We start from the raw sequence: 20,169 nt of genomic DNA on the forward strand, positions 1-20,169 counted from the left end.
TTACTTACATACCTGAATATTATATTGGCAGGATACGAAAGGAGATAAAAATATTTTCTCTGAGTTAGTAATAAATGGGAGGGAAAAGGATGCAGCTTTTTTACACAGTCCGTCCCGGTGATAACCTGTATCAGATTGCGAAGCGATGGGAGCTTCCCCTTGATACACTTATTGCCGCAAATAATATCGGTCCGCCATATACGATTTATGTGGGCCAACAACTTTCTGTTCCACCTGGTGTTGATGTCATTCGTGTAAAGCAAGGTGATAGTGTTTATAAAATCGCTCAATTATTCGGGATCCAGCCTGCTATTATTATCGAAGCTAATCAGTTGCAGCCTCCTTATCAAATTCAGTTAGGTCAACTGTTGAAGGTTCCTCCTGGCACCCCTTACTATGTCGTTCAACCCGGGGACACATTGTTTCAAATTGCACGAAGATTTAACGTCATAACGGGTGGGCAAAACAATTATGAGCTAATCAGACAGATTAACCAGCTTTCAACCAATAATTTAAGTCCAGGAATGAAGTTGATTATTCCTTATGCACCTCCGGGGGACCGAGGAATGATTGCGTATACATCCAACCGAGGGGGAAGCTATGATTTATGGCTATCTAATCCCGGCAATGGACAGAATTTACAGCTTACCAATGGTTTAGGAGAATCCACTTCGATTCCTTTTTGGTCCCCCGACAGCAGCAGTATCGCTTTCACAGGACGTAATGGAATTCTTTACGTTGTCCAAGTAGCTAATGGCTCCATTGCTCGTATTGATCAGTTTGCAGAAGCGGAAGGTCAATATTTAAGTTGGTCCACGGACAGTCAAAAATTAGCTTATTCGAAACAGAATGAAATAATCATGTATCATGTCTTCACACATCAATTCCAGCGAATAAACCAGTCAGGTACAACGGATGTCCAATGGTTTCCGAGTGGGACGGAGCTGCTGTATCAAGCACCCGATGGAGCAGGAATCAGTCAGCTTTTTCGGATTCGAACCGATGGAACCGGAAAACGTCAAATTACTCAGAACACCGGTGGCCGATTGAATGATGTTCGTCTTTCCCCAAATGGGACATATGTATTGTATACTTCTCCCGGAGCAAGTATTTCCATAATTTATACCCTGGAACTTTCAACTGGAAGAGTAAATGAAGTGAGGGGAGGTCCGCTTGCGAAAAACTATTTTCCGGTATGGCCGCCTGATTCATCATCCATCGCCTACAGTGCTACAGCTTTTGAAAACGTGGGCTATTTTTCTCAGATTCGATTAACAGGAAGGGGGGGAGAGAACGATCGAACAATAGCGATTTCGAATTGCTTTGCCACTCCCATAACATGGTCCCCGGATGGCAGGAAATTGGCATATCTTTCAGGTTGTAAAAACCAAGGAGCTGCGAACGAATTGTGGTTAATCGACGTATTGCATCCTGTTCCCATCAGGTTAATTGAAGGGGTATTAATTAGATCTTTGCAATGGTCCCCGAGACCCATTTCTCCGCTGAGAAGGACCTATACGAATAAAGTCTATAACGTACAATTTCGATATCCGGCTCATTGGCAAAAAGTAACGGATGAAAGATATGAAGGACCAGACGGCTTCTTCCAAATTTCAGCGATTTCCTCAGAAGAACCGATTAACACTGTATGCCACAATGAAGCCTTCCACCAACTACTACCATACGGATCTCAACCTCGCATAATTCAAACACATGAGTCATGCCTGATTTTTCCATCTGAGGACCAACCGCAAGAGATGAGAGGGCAGGCTGCACTGATTATTCGATATCCAAAACCAATTCAACTCGCGGGAGCCACTTACAATTACTTAATATTGTGGGCAGATCAGAGCCACTTAAATGAGATAAGTTCAACCATTACATTTTTGGTGTAGAAAAAATTGTCCTGAATGACTAAAAAAGCCGGGAGAAATCTTCCGGCTTTAAATGATTTATCCATTTCTTTAAAAAAACTTTAATCGGCAATATTTTTAATAGGATGGATCCAATCACTCTATTAAGCCATATAAAAGTATTCACTGAATTAATAGAATATTTTATTTATTTATCTCTTGTCAATTCTCTGAAAATTGCATATAATTAATTTTACCACTACTAATAACTTGTTTTCCTCGCAGAAGTGTTTGCTACTAGATAAAATAAAAAATGAGTGCCCCACGTGTTTCGGGACACTCTTCTAATGTAAAAGAAATTCCTCATTGATTAGACTTTCACTATAATTAGTTAGATCGTTCTTCTAACCAGTCGGAAATGGTTGGATAAGTTATTTTTGTTGCTTGACTGCCATAAGTAATGGAGGTATGCCCGACAGGTAAAACTTTAAATTGTTTATCTTCACTAGAAATCTTGCTCATCAATGCTTCAACTTGATGCGGTGGGGCAATGAGGTCGTTTTTCCCAGCTAAGTTGAGCACATTTGCCTTGATATTTTCCAGTTTGACCTTTTGACCACGAATAACCATTTCACCTTTTATCAGTTTGTTTTTTTGATAAAAGTCTCTAATCCACTGACGGTAGGCTTCACCAGGGAATAAAATTCCGTCGTTTAACCATTTTCGCAGTAGTTTAAAGCTCTTTATGAAATTTTCATTGTCAGCACGCTCAACAAGACTAATAAATGGTCCAAAGTTGGTTCCAATTGGATTGATCATTTTGTTTCCAAAGTCAATCATTTCTGGTGGAATCACACCAAGGGTTTCTACCACTTTATCAATATTAAAATATCGCTCATCTAACATCGCACCATATGCGCCGCTATTTTCAAAATCAAAAGGACTAGTCATAAAGATGAGGTTGCGGATTGGCAATTCAGGGTGTAATGCTGCAAATGCAGACGTGATCGTTCCACCCATGCAATAACCAAGGATCGATACTTCCTCAACATTAGATCTTCTCATTACTTTACGAACGGCACGTGGTATATAGTCCATAATATAATCATCCAGTTTCATATGTCTATCTTCGTAACCTGGTGTACCCCAGTCAAGAAGGTAAACATCAAACCCACGTTCAACCATAAATTCTATTAAACTACCACCTTTGGTAAGGTCCAATATATAAGGCTTATTAATTAGTGCATAAACAAATAGAAGTGGGGTTCTATGTTTTTTTGGTTGATCAGATATATACCGATAGAGTTTTGCTTTATTTCTAGTCCAAACTAATTCCTTCGGTGTAGGTGCTACTTCGGGCTCGGCATCGGTCGTTAACACTTGAGATGCCCTAATTACACGTTGGTACATCTCTTGATACTTTTGAGGGGTAGCCTCTAGCATCTCATTCCATTCTTTTAGCATTTGAGCGTTAATAACTGTTCACTCCTTACATGATTTATTTACTCTTTTAATATATAAAGAAGGTTGTACATTCATGACACTTACATGTAAAGTCCACCGTTAATATTTAATTGCTGACCAGTAATATAGTCACCATCTTTACATAGGAAAACAACACCACGAGCGATTTCTTCTGGTTTGCCTAGGCGTTTTTGTGGTACTTTTTCAACGATTCCTGCAAGAACTTTTTCAGGAATGGCTTGGACCATCTCGGTTCCAATAAATCCTGGGCAAATCGCATTAACTGTTACTTTACTTCTAGCAAGTTCAAGAGCGAGAGATTTAGTGTATCCAATTAGTCCTGCTTTTGCGGCAGCATAGTTGGTTTGTCCAAACCCGCCTGCTTGACCGATAATGGACGAAATGTTGATGATGCGGCCAGCATCTGATTCAAGAAGATAAGGTAATGCTGCAGATGTATTGTTGTAAACACTGTTTAAATTAACATCAATTACTTTTCTCCAATCTTCTTCTTTCAATTTTTTGAACGTGCTGTCTCTTGTAATTCCTGCATTATTAATCAGGATATCTAATTTACCATAATGGTTGATGGTTTCTTGTACAAGGTATGCTGCTTCATTACTTTCAGAAACATCTGCTTGAACAGCGTAAGCTTCTCCGCCAATTTCATTTATTTCTGCGACTACTTTATCTGCTAGTTCTTTACGAATATTATAGTTAATGACAACTTTCGCACCATTTTTAGCCAGTTCCAATGCAATTGATGCACCGATTCCTCTGCTGCCGCCTGTTACGATTGCTACTTTATCTTTTAATTCTGTCATTCTTTTCCACTCCCAATATATAGTAGTTGTTGTTGTTGTTGTTATGCCAAAAATTTTACATTTACATTTACATTTATGTAATGCGTTTCTATTTCTTGGTTTCTACTGGTGTTTTTAACACATTAAGGATTTGGTTCAATTTTTGATCTAAATTCTTCATATCCTTTTTTAAATTCGACAATTCTGTTTTAAATGACTCTTGGTCTTGGTTATCCAAGTTCTCTTCTAATCTTTCTTCTAAATCATCTACTTTTGCATCAACATTGACAATCAGCGAAGAAATGTTAGCAATGTCATTTCGAGTTGGTACATTCATAAATTCTAAATATTTTACCGTTGACTCATCAATCATTTTTTTTAATTGAAGATTCATCTCCAATACCTGTCCCATGCCTTGAGAAGGGAAATCATTGCTTACTTTCTCATCGAATAACTTACTGGAGTGTGAATAAAGATCCTTCCACATTTCATAAAAATTAAAGTCTGTGCTCATTTTTTTCCTCCTACATTTGTTTTGTTGACCTATCCATCATACTAACTTCATCGAAATTTTAAAAGGTGAAAGATTAAAAATTATTAAAATACATTTCATCATTTTTTGACAAATTTCTCACTTTCTTGCGAATTGTAAAGTATTTTAACAAGAGTGATAATTAGCTATAATCCATCATAATATGGGTAAAAATGGATTTAATTTCGTCCAAAGCCTAGTTTCATCGCCACTTTTTTGTTTTGGATTTCTTTTCTCATTTGCCTAGGGATGCTGATGTTGTGCAGAGGTCTATTCTGAAAAGAAAAAAACGAGGTGATATATTATGGAGTTTAGTAAAAAGGTTGTGTTAATCACAGGTGGTGCACAGGGGATTGGAAAAGAAACGGCTAAACAATTTCTCCAAGAGGGTGCAAACGTCGTCATCTGTGATTATGATGAGTCGGCTGGTAAATCTGCATTAGAAGAATTGAATCATGAAAAAGTAGAATTTTATAAAGTCGATGTAACGGACAGCACCCAGATAGAAGAAATGGTTCAATCCACAATAGGTAAGCATGGCCGAATCGATATCTTAATTAACAATGCCGGAATTACACTTGATGGTTTTTTAACAAAGATGGAGGAATCGGATTGGGAAAGAGTCATTTCTGTCAATCTATCAGGTGTTTTTAAATGCACGAAGGCTGTAGCTCCTAATATGTTAAAGCAGGGGTCGGGCGTTATTCTTAACGCATCTTCCGTCGTTGGTTTATATGGGAATATTGGTCAAACAAATTATGCCGCGACAAAGGCGGGCGTCATTGGGCTGACGAAAAGCTGGGCAAAAGAATTTGGCCCTAAGGGGATCCGAGTCAATGCAGTTGCTCCAGGTTTCATTGAAACAGGTATGACTGCAGCGGTGCCAGATAAGGTGCTTCAATTTATGAAGGAAAAGACTCCGCTTAGGAAGCTTGGCAAACCAGAAGATATTGCCGCAGCATATGTATTCTTGGCTTCGGATAAGGCGAATTATATTAACGGAACCATCTTAAGTGTGGATGGCGGATTAGTTATTTAGACAATATAGCTGCAAATTGAGGGAGAAAATAATTATTTTCTCTCTTTTTGGTTTATTATGGTAACCACTATTACTAAATTGCTATATTACAATATATGGAGGTTCGGTCATATTCTTATCGTTCATTTATTTGTTCAAATGCCAAGTTAGGATAAACTTGAAAATTATTCTACAAAACATGTCAATTTACACTAAAGTTCGACAGAATTTTTTTGCCTGTTTTATTAATATTTTCAATCGATGTAATTACACCTTTTACTTAACCAATAGTGGATTTTCTAGGCCTTTTTTAAAGGGGATAAACGTTGAATATGTCAGGTTAAGATCTTAATACTTTTATAGCGATAAATAAAAAAACTCTGAATTTGTCGAATAGTTTGTCACGAAAAATACCGCGAAATGTAGTAAAATTTGTGAGGAATTATTATTTGAATACATAAATCACTTTTTGGGGGAAATCAGAATGACTGTAAATGAAGTTGTAATTGTAAGCGCAGTAAGGACAGCAATTGGTAGTTTTTTAGGGAGTTTAGAAAATGTTTCGGCTGTACAGTTAGGTTCTACTGTAATTAAAGCAGCTATTCAAAAAGCTGGAATTAATCCTAATGATGTAGATGAAGTGATTATGGGGAATGTTTTACAAGCAGGAGCTGGACAAAATCCGGCAAGACAAGCTTCTCTTGCTGCAGGTATTCCTCAAGAGGCACCAGCATTGACAATTAATAAGGTCTGTGGATCAGGATTAAAGGCTGTTCACTTGGCAACACAAGCGATTCTTGCTGGAGAGGCAGAAGTGGTTGTTGCAGGCGGTATGGAGAATATGAGTCAAGCTCCACATCTGTTAAAAGGCGGACGAAATGGATTTAAAATGGGCGATCAGAAAATTTTAGACAGTATGATTAAAGACGGATTATGGTGTGCAGAAAATGACTATCATATGGGAATTACAGCTGAAAATCTTGCTGAGAAATATGAAATCACACGTGCTGAACAAGATGAATTTGCAGCGTGGAGTCAGCAAAAGGCACAAGCAGCGATTGAATCCAATCGATTTGCTGATGAAATTGTCCCTGTTGAGGTACCTGGCCGCAAAGGACAAGTGACATTATTCAGCCAAGATGAGTTCCCACGGTTTGGAACGACTGCAGAAGGATTGGGTAAGCTTCGTCCTGCATTCAAAAAGGATGGATCTGTTACTGCTGCTAACTCTTCAGGAATTAACGATGGAGCGGCAGCATTTGTAGTGATGAGCCGTAAAAAGGCAGAGGAATTAGGCGTAACCCCTCTAGTAACAATTAAAGCAAACGCTACTGTAGGTGTGGATCCGAGTATTATGGGAATCGGTCCTGTCCCTGCAGTGAAAAAAGCTTTAAAAACAGCGTCTTTATCTTTAGAAGACATTGAATTAATTGAAGCAAACGAAGCATTTGCGGCACAATCGATTGCTGTAGATCGCGAGCTTCAATTTAATAAAGAAAAGTTAAATGTTAATGGTGGTGCGATTGCACTTGGTCACCCAATCGGTGCAAGTGGAGCAAGAATTTTGGTAACTTTAATTCATGAAATGAAGAAAAGAGAAAACCGCTATGGTTTAGCTACGTTATGTGTCGGTGGAGGACAAGGTGTAGCAACCATTATCGAAAATGTTAAGTAAGAATGAATAAAAATTGTAAAAAATGTCTTGGAGATAACTCCGAGGCATTTTTTTTCGAGGTAATTTTTACCTTAAATAAAAATAAAATGCATGGTGATGATATAGAGGTAATTTAAAACAACGGCTGTGTTAAAGGTAAAGATGATATTGTAACCTTGTTGATTGGAGCGGAGGGCGCGAGACTCCTGCGGGAGAACGGGACAGGGGGAGACCCCACAGGCGCTTTAGTGCCGAGGAGGCTCCCCGAACCCGCCCGCGGAAAGCGAAGCGCCTGGAGCGGAAATCAACAAACTAGTTTAACACAGCCGAAACAAAAGGAGAGAAACTCATGCCACAAATTGATGTAAATCAACTAAACCAAGCAAAAGCAAATGTAGCACTAACAGAAGAATTGTTAACAAAAGCAATTGAAAAAGCAAATTCCGATCCTGCTCTCGCCCAGGAAGCGATGAAACAGGCATCAAACGAAATTTCGTCTGCTTTAACGGCCGTAACACAAGTACAAAACACATCTAAAGCCCAATCGACAGAATGATAAAATAGTTTTTCCAAATATTACTGTGTAAAAAGTTGTCCCATGCAAGGCTAGATACCTGATAAATCAAAGAACACCCCATAGAAATGGGGCGTTCTTTGTCAATATGACTGAAATCATCCTTCGATTTCAGTATGTTGAAATCCGTTTTTGGTGGCATACACTTCATACCATTTGTAATTTGGGGTTTTGAACCATTCGTACTGCGGCAAATAAACCAAATATCTTACATTGCCATCGGCATCAAACATTGTTTTAAATATTTTTACCGGTCCAATTCCAAATGTTTGATCTAAATAACCTTCCATGCCATCTCTGACTATATTTTTTTTATCTTCCTTTTCTTGATTATGCAGCCTCATCAGTCCATCAATAAAAAGACTCAATAAGATTAGAGTAATAGTAATTAAAACGAATATTAGTAATTTGAACAAAAGAACAACCTCCTAAACTATTATGTATAGATTTCGATAAATAAATAGACTATGCCCCTTTTCTATTATAGATTCACTACGATTGTACATCCGATTGTTAAAAGAAGATGTGATGAAAAATACATATAAGCGACTTTCTTAAGAATTATTCGACTGTAATAAAGGAAAAAATAGATTTATGTCGAATTTTTACAAAACGGCAAAGGCAAATCTATTTAAGGGGGAATTAGATGATATTGGAAGCAGTTATGCTTAAGGTTAGACCAGGAATGGAAGAGGAATATGAGGAAGCATTTCGTCAGGCATCAGAAATCATTGCATCTATGAAAGGTTACATATCTCACGAATTACAACGTTGTATAGAAGTTAAAGGGAAATATTTATTATTGGTAAAGTGGGAAACATTAGAAGACCATACAGTTGGGTTTAGGCAATCAAACGAGTATCAAGAATGGAAAAAACAGTTACATCGTTTTTATGACCCATTTCCAACTGTTGAACATTTTGAGAATATTCGACTTTGATAGATGTTATTATTTTTATTCATTCATAATATCAATATAAACATTTCCTCTTGTTCCAACTACAGCATATGGGACATCAATAACAGAAAGATTTCTTTTTATTAACTCAGATATTAACAATCAAAATGTATAAAAGATGTGATAAAATGTTTGATTATTAAAACTACTAGGGGGGTTGAATGTTGATAAATTACAATGGACGGAAATTTGTTTCAGTCAAAAATACAGCTAACGGTGAGGTTTCATTAGAAACATTTTTTGAGTACCAACAAGAAGGAAACATACTTTCAGCAACATATTATGGAGGAGACATTGTAAAAGGAACACTTATTGGAATAGTTGAGGAAAAGGGCAGTTTACAGTTTAGGTATAACCATGTTAACTCAAGAAACGAAATAAGAGGCGGTCAATGTCAATCTACCCCAGAAACTCTGCCAGATGGAAGAATTATATTACATGAGAGATGGAAATGGACAGACACTGACCAAAGTGAGGGAGAATCCATTATTGAAGAAGTTAAATCATTATAAATAATATAAAGCAAGTGGTTTTATGAAAAATTCTATTCTCATAGATAATATGCAAAATGAAGATTGGGCTCAAGTTCGAGAAATTTACCAAGAAGGAATTGCAACTGGAATTTAGGAATGAAAGTGAGTATAAACGAAGGATGAGGATTCCGCTCTTTTTAATATTTTCTTGTGTAAAATTGCAGCTAAACTTCCAAAAGAATCCTATATCAATAAAAAAGCTTGCAGACTCATCTAGAAGCTAGATTGTGTCTGCAAGCATGAGGCTGCTGCCGGGAAAAGTTGTTTTTCAATCCTTATTTCATACCATTAAAACTTACAGCTATTTGAGCTCCCACCACTGCATTGTTTTTAACTAAAGCAATGTTTGCATCTAGGCTCTTACCATCAGTTAATTCTTTCACCTTACCTAGTAAGAATGGCGTTACATTTTTACCGGATATGTGTTTTTCTTCTGCTTCCTTTAAAGCGGCTTCAATTACATTAGTAATGGTTTTTTCATCCATAGCGAATTCTTCAGGGATTGGGTTGGCAATCACAGCTCCGCCTTTTAGGTTTAAATCCCATTTAACTTTTAGCGTCGAGGCGATTGTTTCCGCATCGTCTGCACGGAAGTTCACTGAGAATTCACTATTACGCGTATAGAAGGCAGGGAGTACATCGGTTTGATAACCAATAACAGGTACGCCTTTTGTTTCAAGATATTCCATTGTTAACCCTAAATCTAGAATCGATTTGGCACCTGCACAAATTACGGCCACGTTTGTTTGTCCGAGTTCTTCTAGGTCTGCAGAGATATCCATGGTAGTCTCTGCACCGCGGTGAGCACCGCCAATACCACCAGTTACGAAGATATTAATTCCTGCAGCCTCGGCACAAATCATCGTTGCGGCTACTGTTGTTGCCCCCAGTTTTTTTGTAGCGAGTAAATAAGCTAAATCACGTCTAGATGCTTTTGCTACATCTGAACTCTTTCCGAACATTTCTAGCTCTTCATCGGATAATCCAATTTTAATTTTTCCATCAACGATTGCAATTGTTGCCGGAACAGCGCCATTATCACGGATAATTTGTTCCACTTCACGTGCGGTTTTCACATTTTGTGGGTATGGCATACCATGTGAGATAATTGTAGACTCTAAGGCAACGATTGGTTTTCCTTGTTCCTTGGCGATACGTACTTCTTCAGATAATGTAATGTATTGTTTCATGATAATTCCTCCATGTCTTTTTGTAGTTGTTCTGCTGATAAATCCTGTCTAACTGTATAAGATGATTGCAGTGTTTTAGAAGCATTCATACTCCCAGCTTTAGCAATTTCGACCAACGATTTACCTTCTAACCAAGAGTATATAACAGCAGAGGAAAAAGCGTCTCCCGCACCCGTTACATCGACGACTTCATTAATTTCAATAGAAGGTACATGAAAAATTCCTTCTTTTTTATTACCTATCATCGAGCCTTGTTTTCCATTAGTAATAACCACATTGGCTATCCCTAGTGCCAGCCATTTTTCTAATGCATTCTTCCAATCTTCCTCATTCTTGATTTCAGTTTGAAGGTAAGTTTCAGATTCATCTCGGTTCGTAATGAGCCATGCAACACCTTCTAAATTATCTGGTAATCGATTCATCTTTGGCGATGAAACGGGTATTAACACAATCGGTAAATCATGGCTATTTGCGAAATGACATAAGAATTGAATCGTTTCTTTCGGACAGTTTAAATCGACCATAATACATTTGGCGTGACTTAATTGTACGTCATGTTTAAGCAGTAAATCAGGTGTGATGGCCTCATACACTTCCATATCCGCTAACGCAATAACTAATTCTCCGCTTGAGTCTAAAACAGCCGTGTAGGAACCTGTTGATTTTTCAGGAAATTGGGTCACGGTTTCTAAGTTCATGTAAAGAGATGATGAATCTTCAATGACCGACCAGTCCTTATCGGCTCCGCATGTAGAAATAAGTGATACGTCCATTCCAAGTCGCCCTAGATTTTCAGCGATATTCCGGGCAACCCCGCCGGCATTCTGAGTGGCGTAAATAGGATTGGAAGTACCTAACTGGGCTTTGTCCTTGATATGGAATTTACGGTCAATATTAGCCCCGCCTATACAAATAACATGTTGTGATTCACTAAGAATATAAGCTCTGCCTAGAATATTACCTTTTTTAATTAAGCCAGAAATAATATTTGCAATGGAAGGCCTGGATAAGCCTAATATTTCAGCCAGTTCTTGCTGAGAAACATAGGGGTTCTTACGTATTAAATCGATAATCAATTGTTCTTTATCATTCATTCTTTCAGGCACAAACTCACCCCATTTAATCTTCCTAATCAGTACGATTACTTTGGACTAAAAGTTTTTAATTCTTTACGAGATTCAGGAACTTTTACATCACCTGATTTAATCTTTTCAACCCATTCTTTTATGGCAGCTTCAATTTCCGCTTTGTTTGTAGCTTTTGCATTGATAGGGGCTAAGCCAACACCATCTTCTGCTAAACCAAATAGCGCAACTTCGCCGCCCGGGAAATTACCTTCTTTTGTTTTTGTTGCCAGGTCTTTAACAGCTACATCAACACGTTTTAAAGCAGATGTAAGAACCACATCTTTACCCATATCAGCTTGATCGCGGTCTACACCGATAGCCCAAATATCTTTGCCAGGGTCTTTTGCTTTTCGGTCATTTGCTTCTTTGAATAAACCAACACCAGTTCCCCCTGCGGAGTGGAAAATTACGTCCGCACCAGAAGAATACATTTTAGAAGCGATTGTTTGACCAAGTTCTGCCTTGTCAAACGCACCTGCATATTGCACGTCCACTTTTACCTCAGGTTTAGCAGCTTTAACCCCGGCTAAAAAACCAGATTCGAAACGTTCAACCACTGGAATTTCCATGCCGCCAATAAATCCAATATGGTTAGATTTTGTGGTTTTAGCCGCTGCTATTCCTGCAAGGAATCCAGCTTCTTGCTCTTTGAATAAAATACTAGCAACGTTAGGCTGCTTTACTTCAGCATCAACGATTGCAAATTTGGAATCTTTTTGCTGGGTTGCAATTTCCTCAACTGCTGCTGGCATCAAGAAGCCGATCGCATAAACTAAGTCAAATCCTTCACGAGCAAGTTTATTTAAGTTTGTTGTATAATCGGCATCCGATTTGGATTGAAGGTAATCGTAACCGCCTATACCTTTTTTCAAACCGTTTTCTTCGCCAAAACTTTTGAGACCTTCCCAAGATGATTGGTTAAATGATTTGTCATCAACACCCCCGATATCAGTCACCATTGCAGCAGTGAAAGTTTGATCATTCCCACCGCCTTTGGCTGCTTCATCGCCTTTGTTGTCATTACTTTTTCCACAAGCGCCTAACAGTGTACCTGCAGCAAGAACAAGTGATAGTGCCATTCCAACTTTTTGTTTTTTCAAAATATGTACCCCCTTATGATGTTTGTTGGTTAAGTAAAACGGCCTTATAAACTTTTGTTTAAAGCCTAAACTTATGTTTGAATTATACATCCTGCCAGAAGTTAGGTCAACCTATATGTAAAGGCATTTCATTCAATTGGTAAGAAAATAAGGAGGAATTATTAATGGAAAATTAAAAGCATCATTAAACGGCACTTATGAAGGACTAATCTCTAGCTTCAGCGGAGACTTATGTCCTTCATAAAGGATAATTGTGCTCGCCACCATAGAAAAAAGGGGTCGACGGTAACAATTAGGGGTTAATCGTGCCCGTCACCATATAAAAATAGTGTCGTCGGTAAAGATTAATGGTTATCAAAATCCGGTTCATTTAGACCTGAAACGAGTGCGTCTCGAGCGGCAACTAAACTTAGTTTAATGAAAAAGAGCTGCCCGTTAAGTCGATCATTGTCACCGCTTAACAGAATCGCTTGGTCAAGATAGTTAATGGTATCTTCCGTCTTATCTAATGCCAGTGAGATACGGTTGTCGGATAGATGAATAAGGTGTTGGTTATCTTGGCTTTGGGGAACAATAGGGGCATTTGGAAAAACAGGATCACTAGGAAAATGAGTATCGAAAGGTAAAGCTTTCATGGCAAGATAAGCCTCTGTTAGATTATCGACGACATCTTGGTAGAATTGTATTTTAATTGGATTTGGTGGTAAAGGAAATGCGGACATTTCTAAAAAAAGGATTAAGGCACTATCGGCAAATCGAATGGCCTGTACCGTGTAAGCCAAGGCTGTTCTAACATTTGTAACTAAGTTAGAATACATTTATTTCACTCCCAAACTGTTGAATTGTTTTAGTGTATGTAATTAAGACGAGCCCGTAAAGGACACTTAGGTAAATTTATTTACTCAGGCTGAAAACATTTTACTGGAATAATTTTGTAATAAAATAGGAATGTAACACCTATATTATGTAAAGGAAGAATGAATTGAAGACCACCCGTAAAAATATGTTGAGTTTCAATATTCTTTTTAAATTCACCGTAAATATAGCCATGGCACCTTGCAATTCCATGCCAATTAGACCCGAGGATTTTGCAACATCGTACCCGTGTCTGTGTTTTAATCCATATATTTAACCTCTATTTTATAGCGCTCTTTAGATTTTTCTTTAAAATACTCGCTTTCTTGAAATTTTGCTTGTCCTGTATGTTCATTTGATTTGATACTTACAGAATAAGTTTTACTTTTAGCCCCTTCCTTATAACATCCCTCTTTAAACGGGCATCCCCTTAATAATGAGGCATATACCTTTTTTAAATTTAAGCTTTAAGCCTAATATAAGAACCTGTTGATTGGAGCGGAATGCGGCGAAGACTCCTGCGGGAGTACGGGGCAAGGGAGACCCCGCAGGCGCTAAAGCGCCGAGGAGGCTCCCCGGCACGCCCGCGGAAAGCGAAGCCGCCTGGAGCGGAAATCAACAGCCAATTTAGACACACAACCTTTTAAGAGACTTTTTCAGTGCCCTCGTACAACCAAGTGTCTTTTTTTGTTCATTGTCATTTTGCTCCACAACGCAAGAATCCAGTTAGTTTGGAAGGACTCGCAGCATAGTATATAGAACACTATTTATCCAGGAAATGTTCATTTTTGGAATTAACAATCAGGAGGATATTATGTTGGAATTTAGGATTGAGAAGATAACAAACCTGGCTTCTATTGATTTAACTCTTTTAATGAAAGAAAGCAATGAGAATGGATTTCGTTTTACTGAAAGGTTGGTTAATGATTTTAGAAATGGTAAAAATACATTTAATCAAAGAGGTGAGGGTTTATATGGGGTTTTCAATGACAAGGGTGTAATAATTGCGATTGGAGGAATTAATATTGATCCTTTTGCAAATGATCCCCAAATAGGCCGCATAAGAAGAGTTTACGTATTAAAAGAGTATCGCAGAAAAGGGATTGGAAGGTTCTTAATAAACAAGATTCTTTTTGATGCAAGAAGAACTTTTAAAGAAGTAGTTCTCCATACAGAAACTGTAGACGCAGATCAGTTTTATACTTCGCTTGGATTTTCGAAAAGCACCTGTTATCAAAATTCTACACATCATATTAAGTTAAAACTGTTCATGTAAAAGCTCTACAATCCAGAATGACAAAAAAATAAATTCAAGATAAAATCTAATAATCATTAGTTGAGAGTGCCTTAAACTGTCACTCTTTTTGTAATGCTAGAAATAATACTGCCAGATATATTAACGAAAATAACTAAGGAGCTGCAGTCACAGAGCCATTTGGCATTTAGGAAGAGGGATAAATTATTATGTTAAAAATTCGAAACGTAAAAATGGAAGATTTACCTGAACTAATAGTAATTGAACATCTTTGCTTTACAAAAGAAGAGGCTGCGACGAAGGAAGCATTTGAAAAGCGCATTCATTTTATTTCAGATAGTTTTTTTGTAGCTGAAGACAAGGACATGATTGTTGGTCTAGTCAATGGTCCTGTCATTGATCATGCATACATTACAGATGATCTCTTTAGTGATATAAAGGAGAATCCTGTGTCTGGCGGGCATCAAAGTATTTTAGGATTAGCGGTGTCCCCAGATTTTCAAAAACATGGTGTGGCATCTGCGTTACTTGCACATATAGAAACAGAAGCAAGTGCAAAAAAACGTGAGACGATGACCCTCACCTGTAAAGCTGACTTAATTCGCTTCTATGAAAACCATGGATACCTCAACAATGGGGTTTCAAGCTCCCACCATGGCGGAGTGATTTGGTACAACATGAGTAAAAATTTAGTGTGAATGATTGCGGGATTTAATTAACCATATAGAAAAAAACTTACAGATAAAAGGCATGAAAAAAGACGATTCGGGACCGAATTGTCTTTTTGATTAGGATAAATTTATACATTAACCTTAGCTTTTCCATGATCAGTACCTTTGTTGCTCATTTTTCTAACAAATAGTAAAAATATATAATCGCATTCAAAGTTTGGGATGTTTTTGGTTCATTAATATCTAGGCTATACATACATATAAAGTAGGATGTGAGAAAAGGGACAACATCAATGGGGTGAATGATTTTTTATTGGGACAAGCACCGGAAGTATAGAATTTGAACGGAGAAGCTTGAAGTAAAAAAAGTGTTGGAAAGGGAGAAAAAATGGAATTTCTGCATGAAATTATCAATAGCTATAGTTCATTTTTTTCACTAGAAGCTTTTGAAAAGGTATTTTCTAATCCAGCTAATTGGGGAGTCATTGGGACTCTTGTTGTTCTTGAAGGGCTATTGTCTGCCGATAACGCCCTTGTTTTAGCTATTTTAGTGAAAAAATTACCTAAAGATCAACGAAAGAAAGCCCTATTCTACGGTATTTTTGGTGCGTATCTTTTCCGAATTTTAGCAATAGGTGTAGGAGTTACTTTAATTAATATTGGTTGGATAAAAATAGTCGGTGGTCATTACTTACTTTGGATTGTCATTCAAAACTATATCAAGAATAATGAAGGCGAAGATGAAGTCCCGAATAAAAAAATGGGATTTTGGAGAACGGTATTAACGGTTGAGTTAATGGACATTGCCTTTAGTTTGGACAGTGTAATTGCGGCATTTGGAGTTTCTAATCAAGAGTGGGTCCTCTTTCTAGGTGGTGTGATCGGGATTTTAATGATGCGAGGGGTAGCTCAACTATTCCTTACATTGATTGAAAAGGTTCCTGAAGTAGAAACTACCGCGTTTATCTTAATTGCGATAATCGCGATAAAAATGATCATTTCTGCATTTGGATACCAATTAGATGAATTTGTTTTCTTTTCCATATTAATTGCGGTATTCTCAGGTACATTCCTAGTTCATGCAGTCAGGAAAAATTCCGGAAAAGAAAAAACCCTTTAATTTAAAATATCAAGCTCAAAAGATCAGGAATCCTGGTCTTTTTTTAGTGGTAGAAAGAAAAGCTATTCTTTCATAGAATCCATGTATTTCTGTATACAAATATTTCGGAAGTGAAAATAAATGAACAGTATGTTATTATTAACCAAAATAAAATGATCATTGGTAAGGAAGAAAATGGTACTAATTTGATCAAACATTGGAGATGAAATGCATGCTAAACTGGAAGCGGAATTTATGGGTGCTTTGGATTGGGGTCTTTTTTACAGCCGCAAGCTTTTCCATGGTCATTCCCTTTTTACCAATTTTTCTTCTGCAAATTGGTGTGCACGAACATACGGAAATGTGGTCAGGGTTATTATTTAGTTCCGCCTTTTTTGCAGGAGCGATTGCATCCCCGTTTTGGGGGAGGATGGCAGATAAGTATGGAAGAAAACCGATGATTATCCGTGCCGGATTTGTCCTCTTTGTCATCTATACGTTAATGGCTTTTGTTACGAATCCCTATGAAATACTAGTTCTGCGCATTTTGCAAGGATTACTTAGTGGATTCATTCCTGGTTCAATTGCTTTGATAGGGACCAATACTCCTAATAATAAAGTAGGGTATGCCCTTTCCTTGATTTCTACCGCATCAGCATCAGGAACGATTCTTGGTCCCTTGTTAGGAGGGGGGATTTCTCATTTAGTCGGCAATCGATTGGCCTTTGCTACTGCAGGCATGATTGTTTTTATTGCCACACTCCTCATTATCTTTTGGGTAGTTGAGGAAAATTTTACACCGAGTAAGGTTCGGGGTTCTATCAAGACTGACTTTAAAGTAGCATTGTCCAATCGCCCTTTTTTACTCGTCCTTATTCTAACTGTTCTCACTAGTTGTTCCGTCATGACGATCGAGCCAGTGCTCCCTTTATATATCGTGAAACTAGGTGGGTCGTCTGAAAATGCCTCATTATTAGCGGGTGTAGTGTTCTCTTTGCCTGGAATCGCTAGTGCTCTTTTTGCTCCATTATGGGGGAAATGGGCGGACAAAGTTGGATTTCAACGTGTTTTATTTATCGGGTTATTGGGCGGCGGATTAGGAACAATTGCTCAAGTTTTATTTAGTGAGATTTGGGGATTTTCGTTCATTCGCTTTGTATTTGGGATATTTTTCTGTGCAGTCTTCCCAGCGTTAAATGGGCTGGTTGTAAAGTCGACCCCAGAGGATTTTCGTGGCAGAGCATTTAGTTTGAATCAAACTGCTAACCAACTAGGCGGGATGATTGGGCCGATTATTGGAGGATTCCTCGGTGGAATGTTCCCGGTTCAAAGTGTTTTTATCGTAACAGGTATCTTATTATTAATTGCTACAAGTATGGCTTTTTGGAATGGTAATAATTTAAACAGTAGGGCACTAAAGAGAAAAGCACTTTCCTGAATGATTCATAGATTATAAACCCTCTTATCTATTGCGGATGAGAGGGTTTTTTGTGTTAAATTAGAAGCATAGAAGATTTATAAATAACTTGGCGCAATAGCTGATTTACATAAAAGGATGTGTAGGAATGTCTAGTCAAATTGAAGAAAACAACCCTAATCTTAAAAAAATTAGTGCGGACTGTGAAAATTGTTTTGGACTATGCTGTGTGGCGCTGCCCTATGCAAAATCGGCTGATTTTGCATTTGATAAAGAAGCAGGTACTCCTTGTCCCAATTTACAAGCAGATTATCGTTGTGGTATCCATAAAAATCTCAGAAAAGAAGGATTTAGAGGCTGTGTTGGATATGAATGCTTTGGTGCAGGTCAAAAGGTATCACAAGTGACATACAATGGAAGGGATTGGCGGGATGACCCAGCCATAGCTAAAGAAATGTTTTATATATTTCCAATTATGCAACAACTTCACGAGATGCTTTGTTACTTAAATGAAGCGCTTAGCTTAGAAGATGCACAGCCTATCCATAAAGATTTGCAGTCAGTACTAGAAGAAACAGAGCATCTTACCCATCTGAATCCAAAATCTATCATAGAGCTTAATGTACAAGCGCATCGAGTGGTCGTTAATGATTTACTTCTCCGTACTAGTGAACTTGTCCGTGCTAAAGTTTCACCTAAGAATGACATAAGAAGGGGGAAAGACCTTTTTGGTGCAAAATTAAAAGGCGTTGATCTAAGGGGAGCTAATTTAAGAGGAGCGTTGCTAATTGCGGCAGATCTCCGGAAATCTGATATGAGAGAAACAGATCTGATTGGTGCAGACTTTAGAGATGCAGATATTCGTGGTGCTGATCTCACCGGAAGTATCTTTCTCACACAAGCACAAGTCAATTCGGCATTGGGAGATAGTACTACCAAATTACCATCTGCTTTAAGAATTCCAGATCATTGGATAAAAGTTGGGTAATAACATGCAGTTTGTACGCATATATAAAGACCACCTGAAATGTAAAGGGATACTGCAGGCTTCAAGGGAATAAGGAAACACGGTTAATGCTAACCGTGTCTATTTACAATAGGGGGAATTGATTTTTAAGTTTATTAGCAGTCGTGATGTTTATTAAGATGCAGTGGAGGTGGGATAAGCCAGCCTTTTTCTTTGTTCAACCGAAGGACTTTTGCTCCTAACACTGCCTTTTGGTTATGGAATTGACCATACATCATGGCAACATCTTCCCGAATGGACTTACCAATAACCTGGCTGCAAGCTACTAAGCCAGCAGCAAGATCAGCAGAAAGTGTCGCCGCAATGGCTGGATCCGGGATTCTTGCTCCAACCGGTATTTCTTCTAAGCATGCTTCAGGAGGCTCAGGAGCAGCTGGTGGTAAACCAATACCATTTTCTTTTAAAAGTTCTTCCACTTGTTTCTTTTGTTGCTGGCAGGTCTCAATGGCTTCAACTAATAACTTTTTTAGATCATCGTCCCCTGTATGGTTTAACATCGTTTGATAACCAGCAATCATACTATTTCCGACTAATTGTGAAGACCAGATATCGAAAACTTCACCATAGTGCAATGGCTCTTCTTTAGGATTTCCACTTAAAATTCCCATTGTTGCCCTCCTCAGTGTATAAGTTATTTTATTCATATCCAAGTGCCACCTTTCGTTTAAGCACAGCACATATATATATTGTCCGATTCATCGAAAATTAATGTAATTCCTTATAAGGAAGAAATAAATTCTCGTTCGAATCACCGCATCTTTTTCTGTTGATTGGATAAATTAAAAGGAACTTTAAGAGTGGTGGTGAAAACATGACTAAACGGAATATAAAAACAAAATCAGGGCTACAAAGTGCCAAAAGTCTAACTAGTTCTGAATTTGCTTCCGAAATGAAACCTCAGAACAAAAAAGCTGAAAAAACACGGCCAACCACATAGGTTCTATATAAAGATTCAGTGTTGAGTAAGCGCTAGAGATTTCCTCTAGCGCTTTACAATTGTTTGGATTATTTTAATTTTAGGACATGGAATATACGGTTC

General features: G+C 37.9%; 21 protein-coding genes and 1 pseudogene. 12 read left to right on the forward strand and 10 right to left on the reverse strand.

Features of this window, described 5'->3' with window-relative positions:
* Nucleotides 1–89: 89 nt before the first annotated feature.
* Nucleotides 90–1,895, forward strand: coding sequence for a LysM peptidoglycan-binding domain-containing protein (locus QF028_RS09785; RefSeq protein WP_429465042.1), 1,806 nt, complete (start codon nucleotides 90–92; stop codon nucleotides 1,893–1,895).
* A gap of 345 nt (nucleotides 1,896–2,240) precedes the next feature.
* Here the strand turns inward: QF028_RS09785 and phaC are convergent, their stop codons facing one another.
* The 3 genes from phaC to QF028_RS09800 all read right to left on the reverse strand — a co-directional run bounded on the left by phaC (nucleotide 2,241) and on the right by QF028_RS09800 (nucleotide 4,634).
* Nucleotides 2,241–3,317, reverse strand: a complete 1,077-nt coding sequence (gene phaC, locus QF028_RS09790) for a class III poly(R)-hydroxyalkanoic acid synthase subunit PhaC (RefSeq protein WP_429465043.1) — start codon at nucleotides 3,315–3,317, stop codon at nucleotides 2,241–2,243.
* Nucleotides 3,318–3,397: 80 nt separating this feature from the next.
* Complete coding sequence (locus tag QF028_RS09795; RefSeq protein ID WP_429465044.1) at nucleotides 3,398–4,141, reverse strand: 3-oxoacyl-ACP reductase; 744 nt, start codon at nucleotides 4,139–4,141, stop codon at nucleotides 3,398–3,400.
* 88 nt (nucleotides 4,142–4,229) lie between these two features.
* Nucleotides 4,230–4,634, reverse strand: a complete 405-nt coding sequence (locus tag QF028_RS09800) for a polyhydroxyalkanoic acid synthase subunit PhaR (protein WP_168244181.1) — start codon at nucleotides 4,632–4,634, stop codon at nucleotides 4,230–4,232.
* A 322-nt stretch (nucleotides 4,635–4,956) separates the two neighbouring features.
* Between QF028_RS09800 and fabG the strand changes: the two genes are divergently transcribed.
* The 3 genes from fabG to QF028_RS09815 all read left to right on the forward strand — a co-directional run bounded on the left by fabG (nucleotide 4,957) and on the right by QF028_RS09815 (nucleotide 7,880).
* On the forward strand, nucleotides 4,957–5,691 hold the full coding sequence (fabG, locus tag QF028_RS09805) for a 3-oxoacyl-[acyl-carrier-protein] reductase (RefSeq protein WP_215008014.1): 735 nt from the start codon (nucleotides 4,957–4,959) through the stop codon (nucleotides 5,689–5,691).
* Nucleotides 5,692–6,154: 463 nt separating this feature from the next.
* Nucleotides 6,155–7,345: an acetyl-CoA C-acetyltransferase gene (locus QF028_RS09810; RefSeq protein ID WP_215008012.1), complete on the forward strand. Its 1,191-nt coding sequence runs from the start codon at nucleotides 6,155–6,157 to the stop codon at nucleotides 7,343–7,345.
* Between the two features lie 328 nt (nucleotides 7,346–7,673).
* Nucleotides 7,674–7,880: a hypothetical protein gene (locus tag QF028_RS09815; protein ID WP_429465045.1), complete on the forward strand. Its 207-nt coding sequence runs from the start codon at nucleotides 7,674–7,676 to the stop codon at nucleotides 7,878–7,880.
* A gap of 116 nt (nucleotides 7,881–7,996) precedes the next feature.
* Here QF028_RS09815 and QF028_RS09820 read toward each other — a convergent pair whose 3' ends face one another.
* A complete protein-coding gene (locus QF028_RS09820) occupies nucleotides 7,997–8,314 on the reverse strand; it encodes a hypothetical protein (RefSeq protein WP_429465046.1) in 318 nt (105 codons plus the stop codon).
* 230 nt (nucleotides 8,315–8,544) lie between these two features.
* On the opposite strand from QF028_RS09820, the gene QF028_RS09825 reads away from it, so the two are divergent.
* Together QF028_RS09825 and QF028_RS09830 are read left to right on the forward strand one after the other, a co-directional pair.
* Nucleotides 8,545–8,838, forward strand: coding sequence for an antibiotic biosynthesis monooxygenase family protein (locus QF028_RS09825; protein WP_410889633.1), 294 nt, complete (start codon nucleotides 8,545–8,547; stop codon nucleotides 8,836–8,838).
* 182 nt (nucleotides 8,839–9,020) lie between these two features.
* Nucleotides 9,021–9,368, forward strand: a complete 348-nt coding sequence (locus QF028_RS09830; RefSeq protein WP_429472255.1) for a n-acetylglutamate synthase — start codon at nucleotides 9,021–9,023, stop codon at nucleotides 9,366–9,368.
* A 296-nt stretch (nucleotides 9,369–9,664) separates the two neighbouring features.
* On the opposite strand, the gene QF028_RS09835 is transcribed toward QF028_RS09830, so the two are convergent.
* From QF028_RS09835 to QF028_RS09855, 5 genes and pseudogenes are all read right to left on the reverse strand, one after another.
* On the reverse strand, nucleotides 9,665–10,579 hold the full coding sequence (locus tag QF028_RS09835) for a pseudouridine-5'-phosphate glycosidase (RefSeq protein ID WP_214711956.1): 915 nt from the start codon (nucleotides 10,577–10,579) through the stop codon (nucleotides 9,665–9,667).
* Entirely contained in the window at nucleotides 10,576–11,673 is a 1,098-nt protein-coding gene (locus tag QF028_RS09840) for a carbohydrate kinase (RefSeq protein ID WP_429472257.1), read from the reverse strand. Before QF028_RS09840 ends, QF028_RS09835 begins: the two co-directional genes overlap by 4 nt.
* Nucleotides 11,674–11,720: 47 nt before the next feature.
* Nucleotides 11,721–12,806 (reverse strand): BMP family lipoprotein, encoded by a 1,086-nt coding sequence (locus QF028_RS09845; RefSeq protein ID WP_429465047.1) that lies wholly within the window; start codon nucleotides 12,804–12,806, stop codon nucleotides 11,721–11,723.
* 344 nt (nucleotides 12,807–13,150) lie between these two features.
* Complete coding sequence (locus tag QF028_RS09850) at nucleotides 13,151–13,624, reverse strand: hypothetical protein (RefSeq protein WP_429465048.1); 474 nt, start codon at nucleotides 13,622–13,624, stop codon at nucleotides 13,151–13,153.
* A 139-nt stretch (nucleotides 13,625–13,763) separates the two neighbouring features.
* Nucleotides 13,764–14,086 (reverse strand): annotated as a pseudogene (locus QF028_RS09855) (transposase); the annotation flags it as partial.
* Nucleotides 14,087–14,475: 389 nt separating this feature from the next.
* Here QF028_RS09855 and QF028_RS09860 point away from each other — a divergent pair.
* The 5 genes from QF028_RS09860 to QF028_RS09880 all read left to right on the forward strand — a co-directional run bounded on the left by QF028_RS09860 (nucleotide 14,476) and on the right by QF028_RS09880 (nucleotide 19,091).
* Nucleotides 14,476–14,937 (forward strand): GNAT family N-acetyltransferase, encoded by a 462-nt coding sequence (locus QF028_RS09860; protein ID WP_429465049.1) that lies wholly within the window; start codon nucleotides 14,476–14,478, stop codon nucleotides 14,935–14,937.
* Between the two features lie 188 nt (nucleotides 14,938–15,125).
* Nucleotides 15,126–15,614 (forward strand): GNAT family N-acetyltransferase, encoded by a 489-nt coding sequence (locus tag QF028_RS09865; protein WP_429465050.1) that lies wholly within the window; start codon nucleotides 15,126–15,128, stop codon nucleotides 15,612–15,614.
* Nucleotides 15,615–15,975: 361 nt separating this feature from the next.
* On the forward strand, nucleotides 15,976–16,707 hold the full coding sequence (locus tag QF028_RS09870; protein WP_429465051.1) for a DUF475 domain-containing protein: 732 nt from the start codon (nucleotides 15,976–15,978) through the stop codon (nucleotides 16,705–16,707).
* A gap of 211 nt (nucleotides 16,708–16,918) precedes the next feature.
* Entirely contained in the window at nucleotides 16,919–18,124 is a 1,206-nt protein-coding gene (locus QF028_RS09875; RefSeq protein WP_168244169.1) for an MFS transporter, read from the forward strand.
* 127 nt (nucleotides 18,125–18,251) lie between these two features.
* On the forward strand, nucleotides 18,252–19,091 hold the full coding sequence (locus tag QF028_RS09880) for a pentapeptide repeat-containing protein (protein ID WP_429465052.1): 840 nt from the start codon (nucleotides 18,252–18,254) through the stop codon (nucleotides 19,089–19,091).
* Nucleotides 19,092–19,225: 134 nt separating this feature from the next.
* Here QF028_RS09880 and QF028_RS09885 read toward each other — a convergent pair whose 3' ends face one another.
* Nucleotides 19,226–19,738 (reverse strand): DUF3231 family protein, encoded by a 513-nt coding sequence (locus QF028_RS09885; protein WP_168244167.1) that lies wholly within the window; start codon nucleotides 19,736–19,738, stop codon nucleotides 19,226–19,228.
* Between the two features lie 203 nt (nucleotides 19,739–19,941).
* Between QF028_RS09885 and QF028_RS09890 the strand changes: the two genes are divergently transcribed.
* Entirely contained in the window at nucleotides 19,942–20,067 is a 126-nt protein-coding gene (locus QF028_RS09890) for a hypothetical protein (protein ID WP_285289276.1), read from the forward strand.
* Nucleotides 20,068–20,169: the final 102 nt, after the last annotated feature.

The sequence above is a fragment of the Neobacillus sp. B4I6 genome (assembly GCF_050434045.1).
In the GTDB taxonomy this organism is placed as follows: domain Bacteria; phylum Bacillota; class Bacilli; order Bacillales; family Cytobacillaceae; genus Neobacillus.

What these genes read in the sequence shown, in the direction of transcription:
- QF028_RS09785 (WP_429465042.1), top strand. Translation starts at nt 90, where the DNA reads ATGCAGCTTTTTTACACAGTCCGTCCCGGTGATAACCTGTATCAGATT.
- phaC (WP_429465043.1), bottom strand. Translation starts at nt 3,317, where the DNA reads ATGCTAAAAGAATGGAATGAGATGCTAGAGGCTACCCCTCAAAAGTAT.
- QF028_RS09795 (WP_429465044.1), bottom strand. Translation starts at nt 4,141, where the DNA reads ATGACAGAATTAAAAGATAAAGTAGCAATCGTAACAGGCGGCAGCAGA.
- QF028_RS09800 (WP_168244181.1), bottom strand. Translation starts at nt 4,634, where the DNA reads ATGAGCACAGACTTTAATTTTTATGAAATGTGGAAGGATCTTTATTCA.
- fabG (WP_215008014.1), top strand. Translation starts at nt 4,957, where the DNA reads ATGGAGTTTAGTAAAAAGGTTGTGTTAATCACAGGTGGTGCACAGGGG.
- QF028_RS09810 (WP_215008012.1), top strand. Translation starts at nt 6,155, where the DNA reads ATGACTGTAAATGAAGTTGTAATTGTAAGCGCAGTAAGGACAGCAATT.
- QF028_RS09815 (WP_429465045.1), top strand. Translation starts at nt 7,674, where the DNA reads ATGCCACAAATTGATGTAAATCAACTAAACCAAGCAAAAGCAAATGTA.
- QF028_RS09825 (WP_410889633.1), top strand. Translation starts at nt 8,545, where the DNA reads ATGATATTGGAAGCAGTTATGCTTAAGGTTAGACCAGGAATGGAAGAG.
- QF028_RS09835 (WP_214711956.1), bottom strand. Translation starts at nt 10,579, where the DNA reads ATGAAACAATACATTACATTATCTGAAGAAGTACGTATCGCCAAGGAA.
- QF028_RS09840 (WP_429472257.1), bottom strand. Translation starts at nt 11,673, where the DNA reads ATGAATGATAAAGAACAATTGATTATCGATTTAATACGTAAGAACCCC.
- QF028_RS09850 (WP_429465048.1), bottom strand. Translation starts at nt 13,624, where the DNA reads ATGTATTCTAACTTAGTTACAAATGTTAGAACAGCCTTGGCTTACACG.
- QF028_RS09860 (WP_429465049.1), top strand. Translation starts at nt 14,476, where the DNA reads ATGTTGGAATTTAGGATTGAGAAGATAACAAACCTGGCTTCTATTGAT.
- QF028_RS09865 (WP_429465050.1), top strand. Translation starts at nt 15,126, where the DNA reads ATGTTAAAAATTCGAAACGTAAAAATGGAAGATTTACCTGAACTAATA.
- QF028_RS09870 (WP_429465051.1), top strand. Translation starts at nt 15,976, where the DNA reads ATGGAATTTCTGCATGAAATTATCAATAGCTATAGTTCATTTTTTTCA.
- QF028_RS09875 (WP_168244169.1), top strand. Translation starts at nt 16,919, where the DNA reads ATGCTAAACTGGAAGCGGAATTTATGGGTGCTTTGGATTGGGGTCTTT.
- QF028_RS09880 (WP_429465052.1), top strand. Translation starts at nt 18,252, where the DNA reads ATGTCTAGTCAAATTGAAGAAAACAACCCTAATCTTAAAAAAATTAGT.
- QF028_RS09885 (WP_168244167.1), bottom strand. Translation starts at nt 19,738, where the DNA reads ATGGGAATTTTAAGTGGAAATCCTAAAGAAGAGCCATTGCACTATGGT.
- QF028_RS09890 (WP_285289276.1), top strand. Translation starts at nt 19,942, where the DNA reads ATGACTAAACGGAATATAAAAACAAAATCAGGGCTACAAAGTGCCAAA.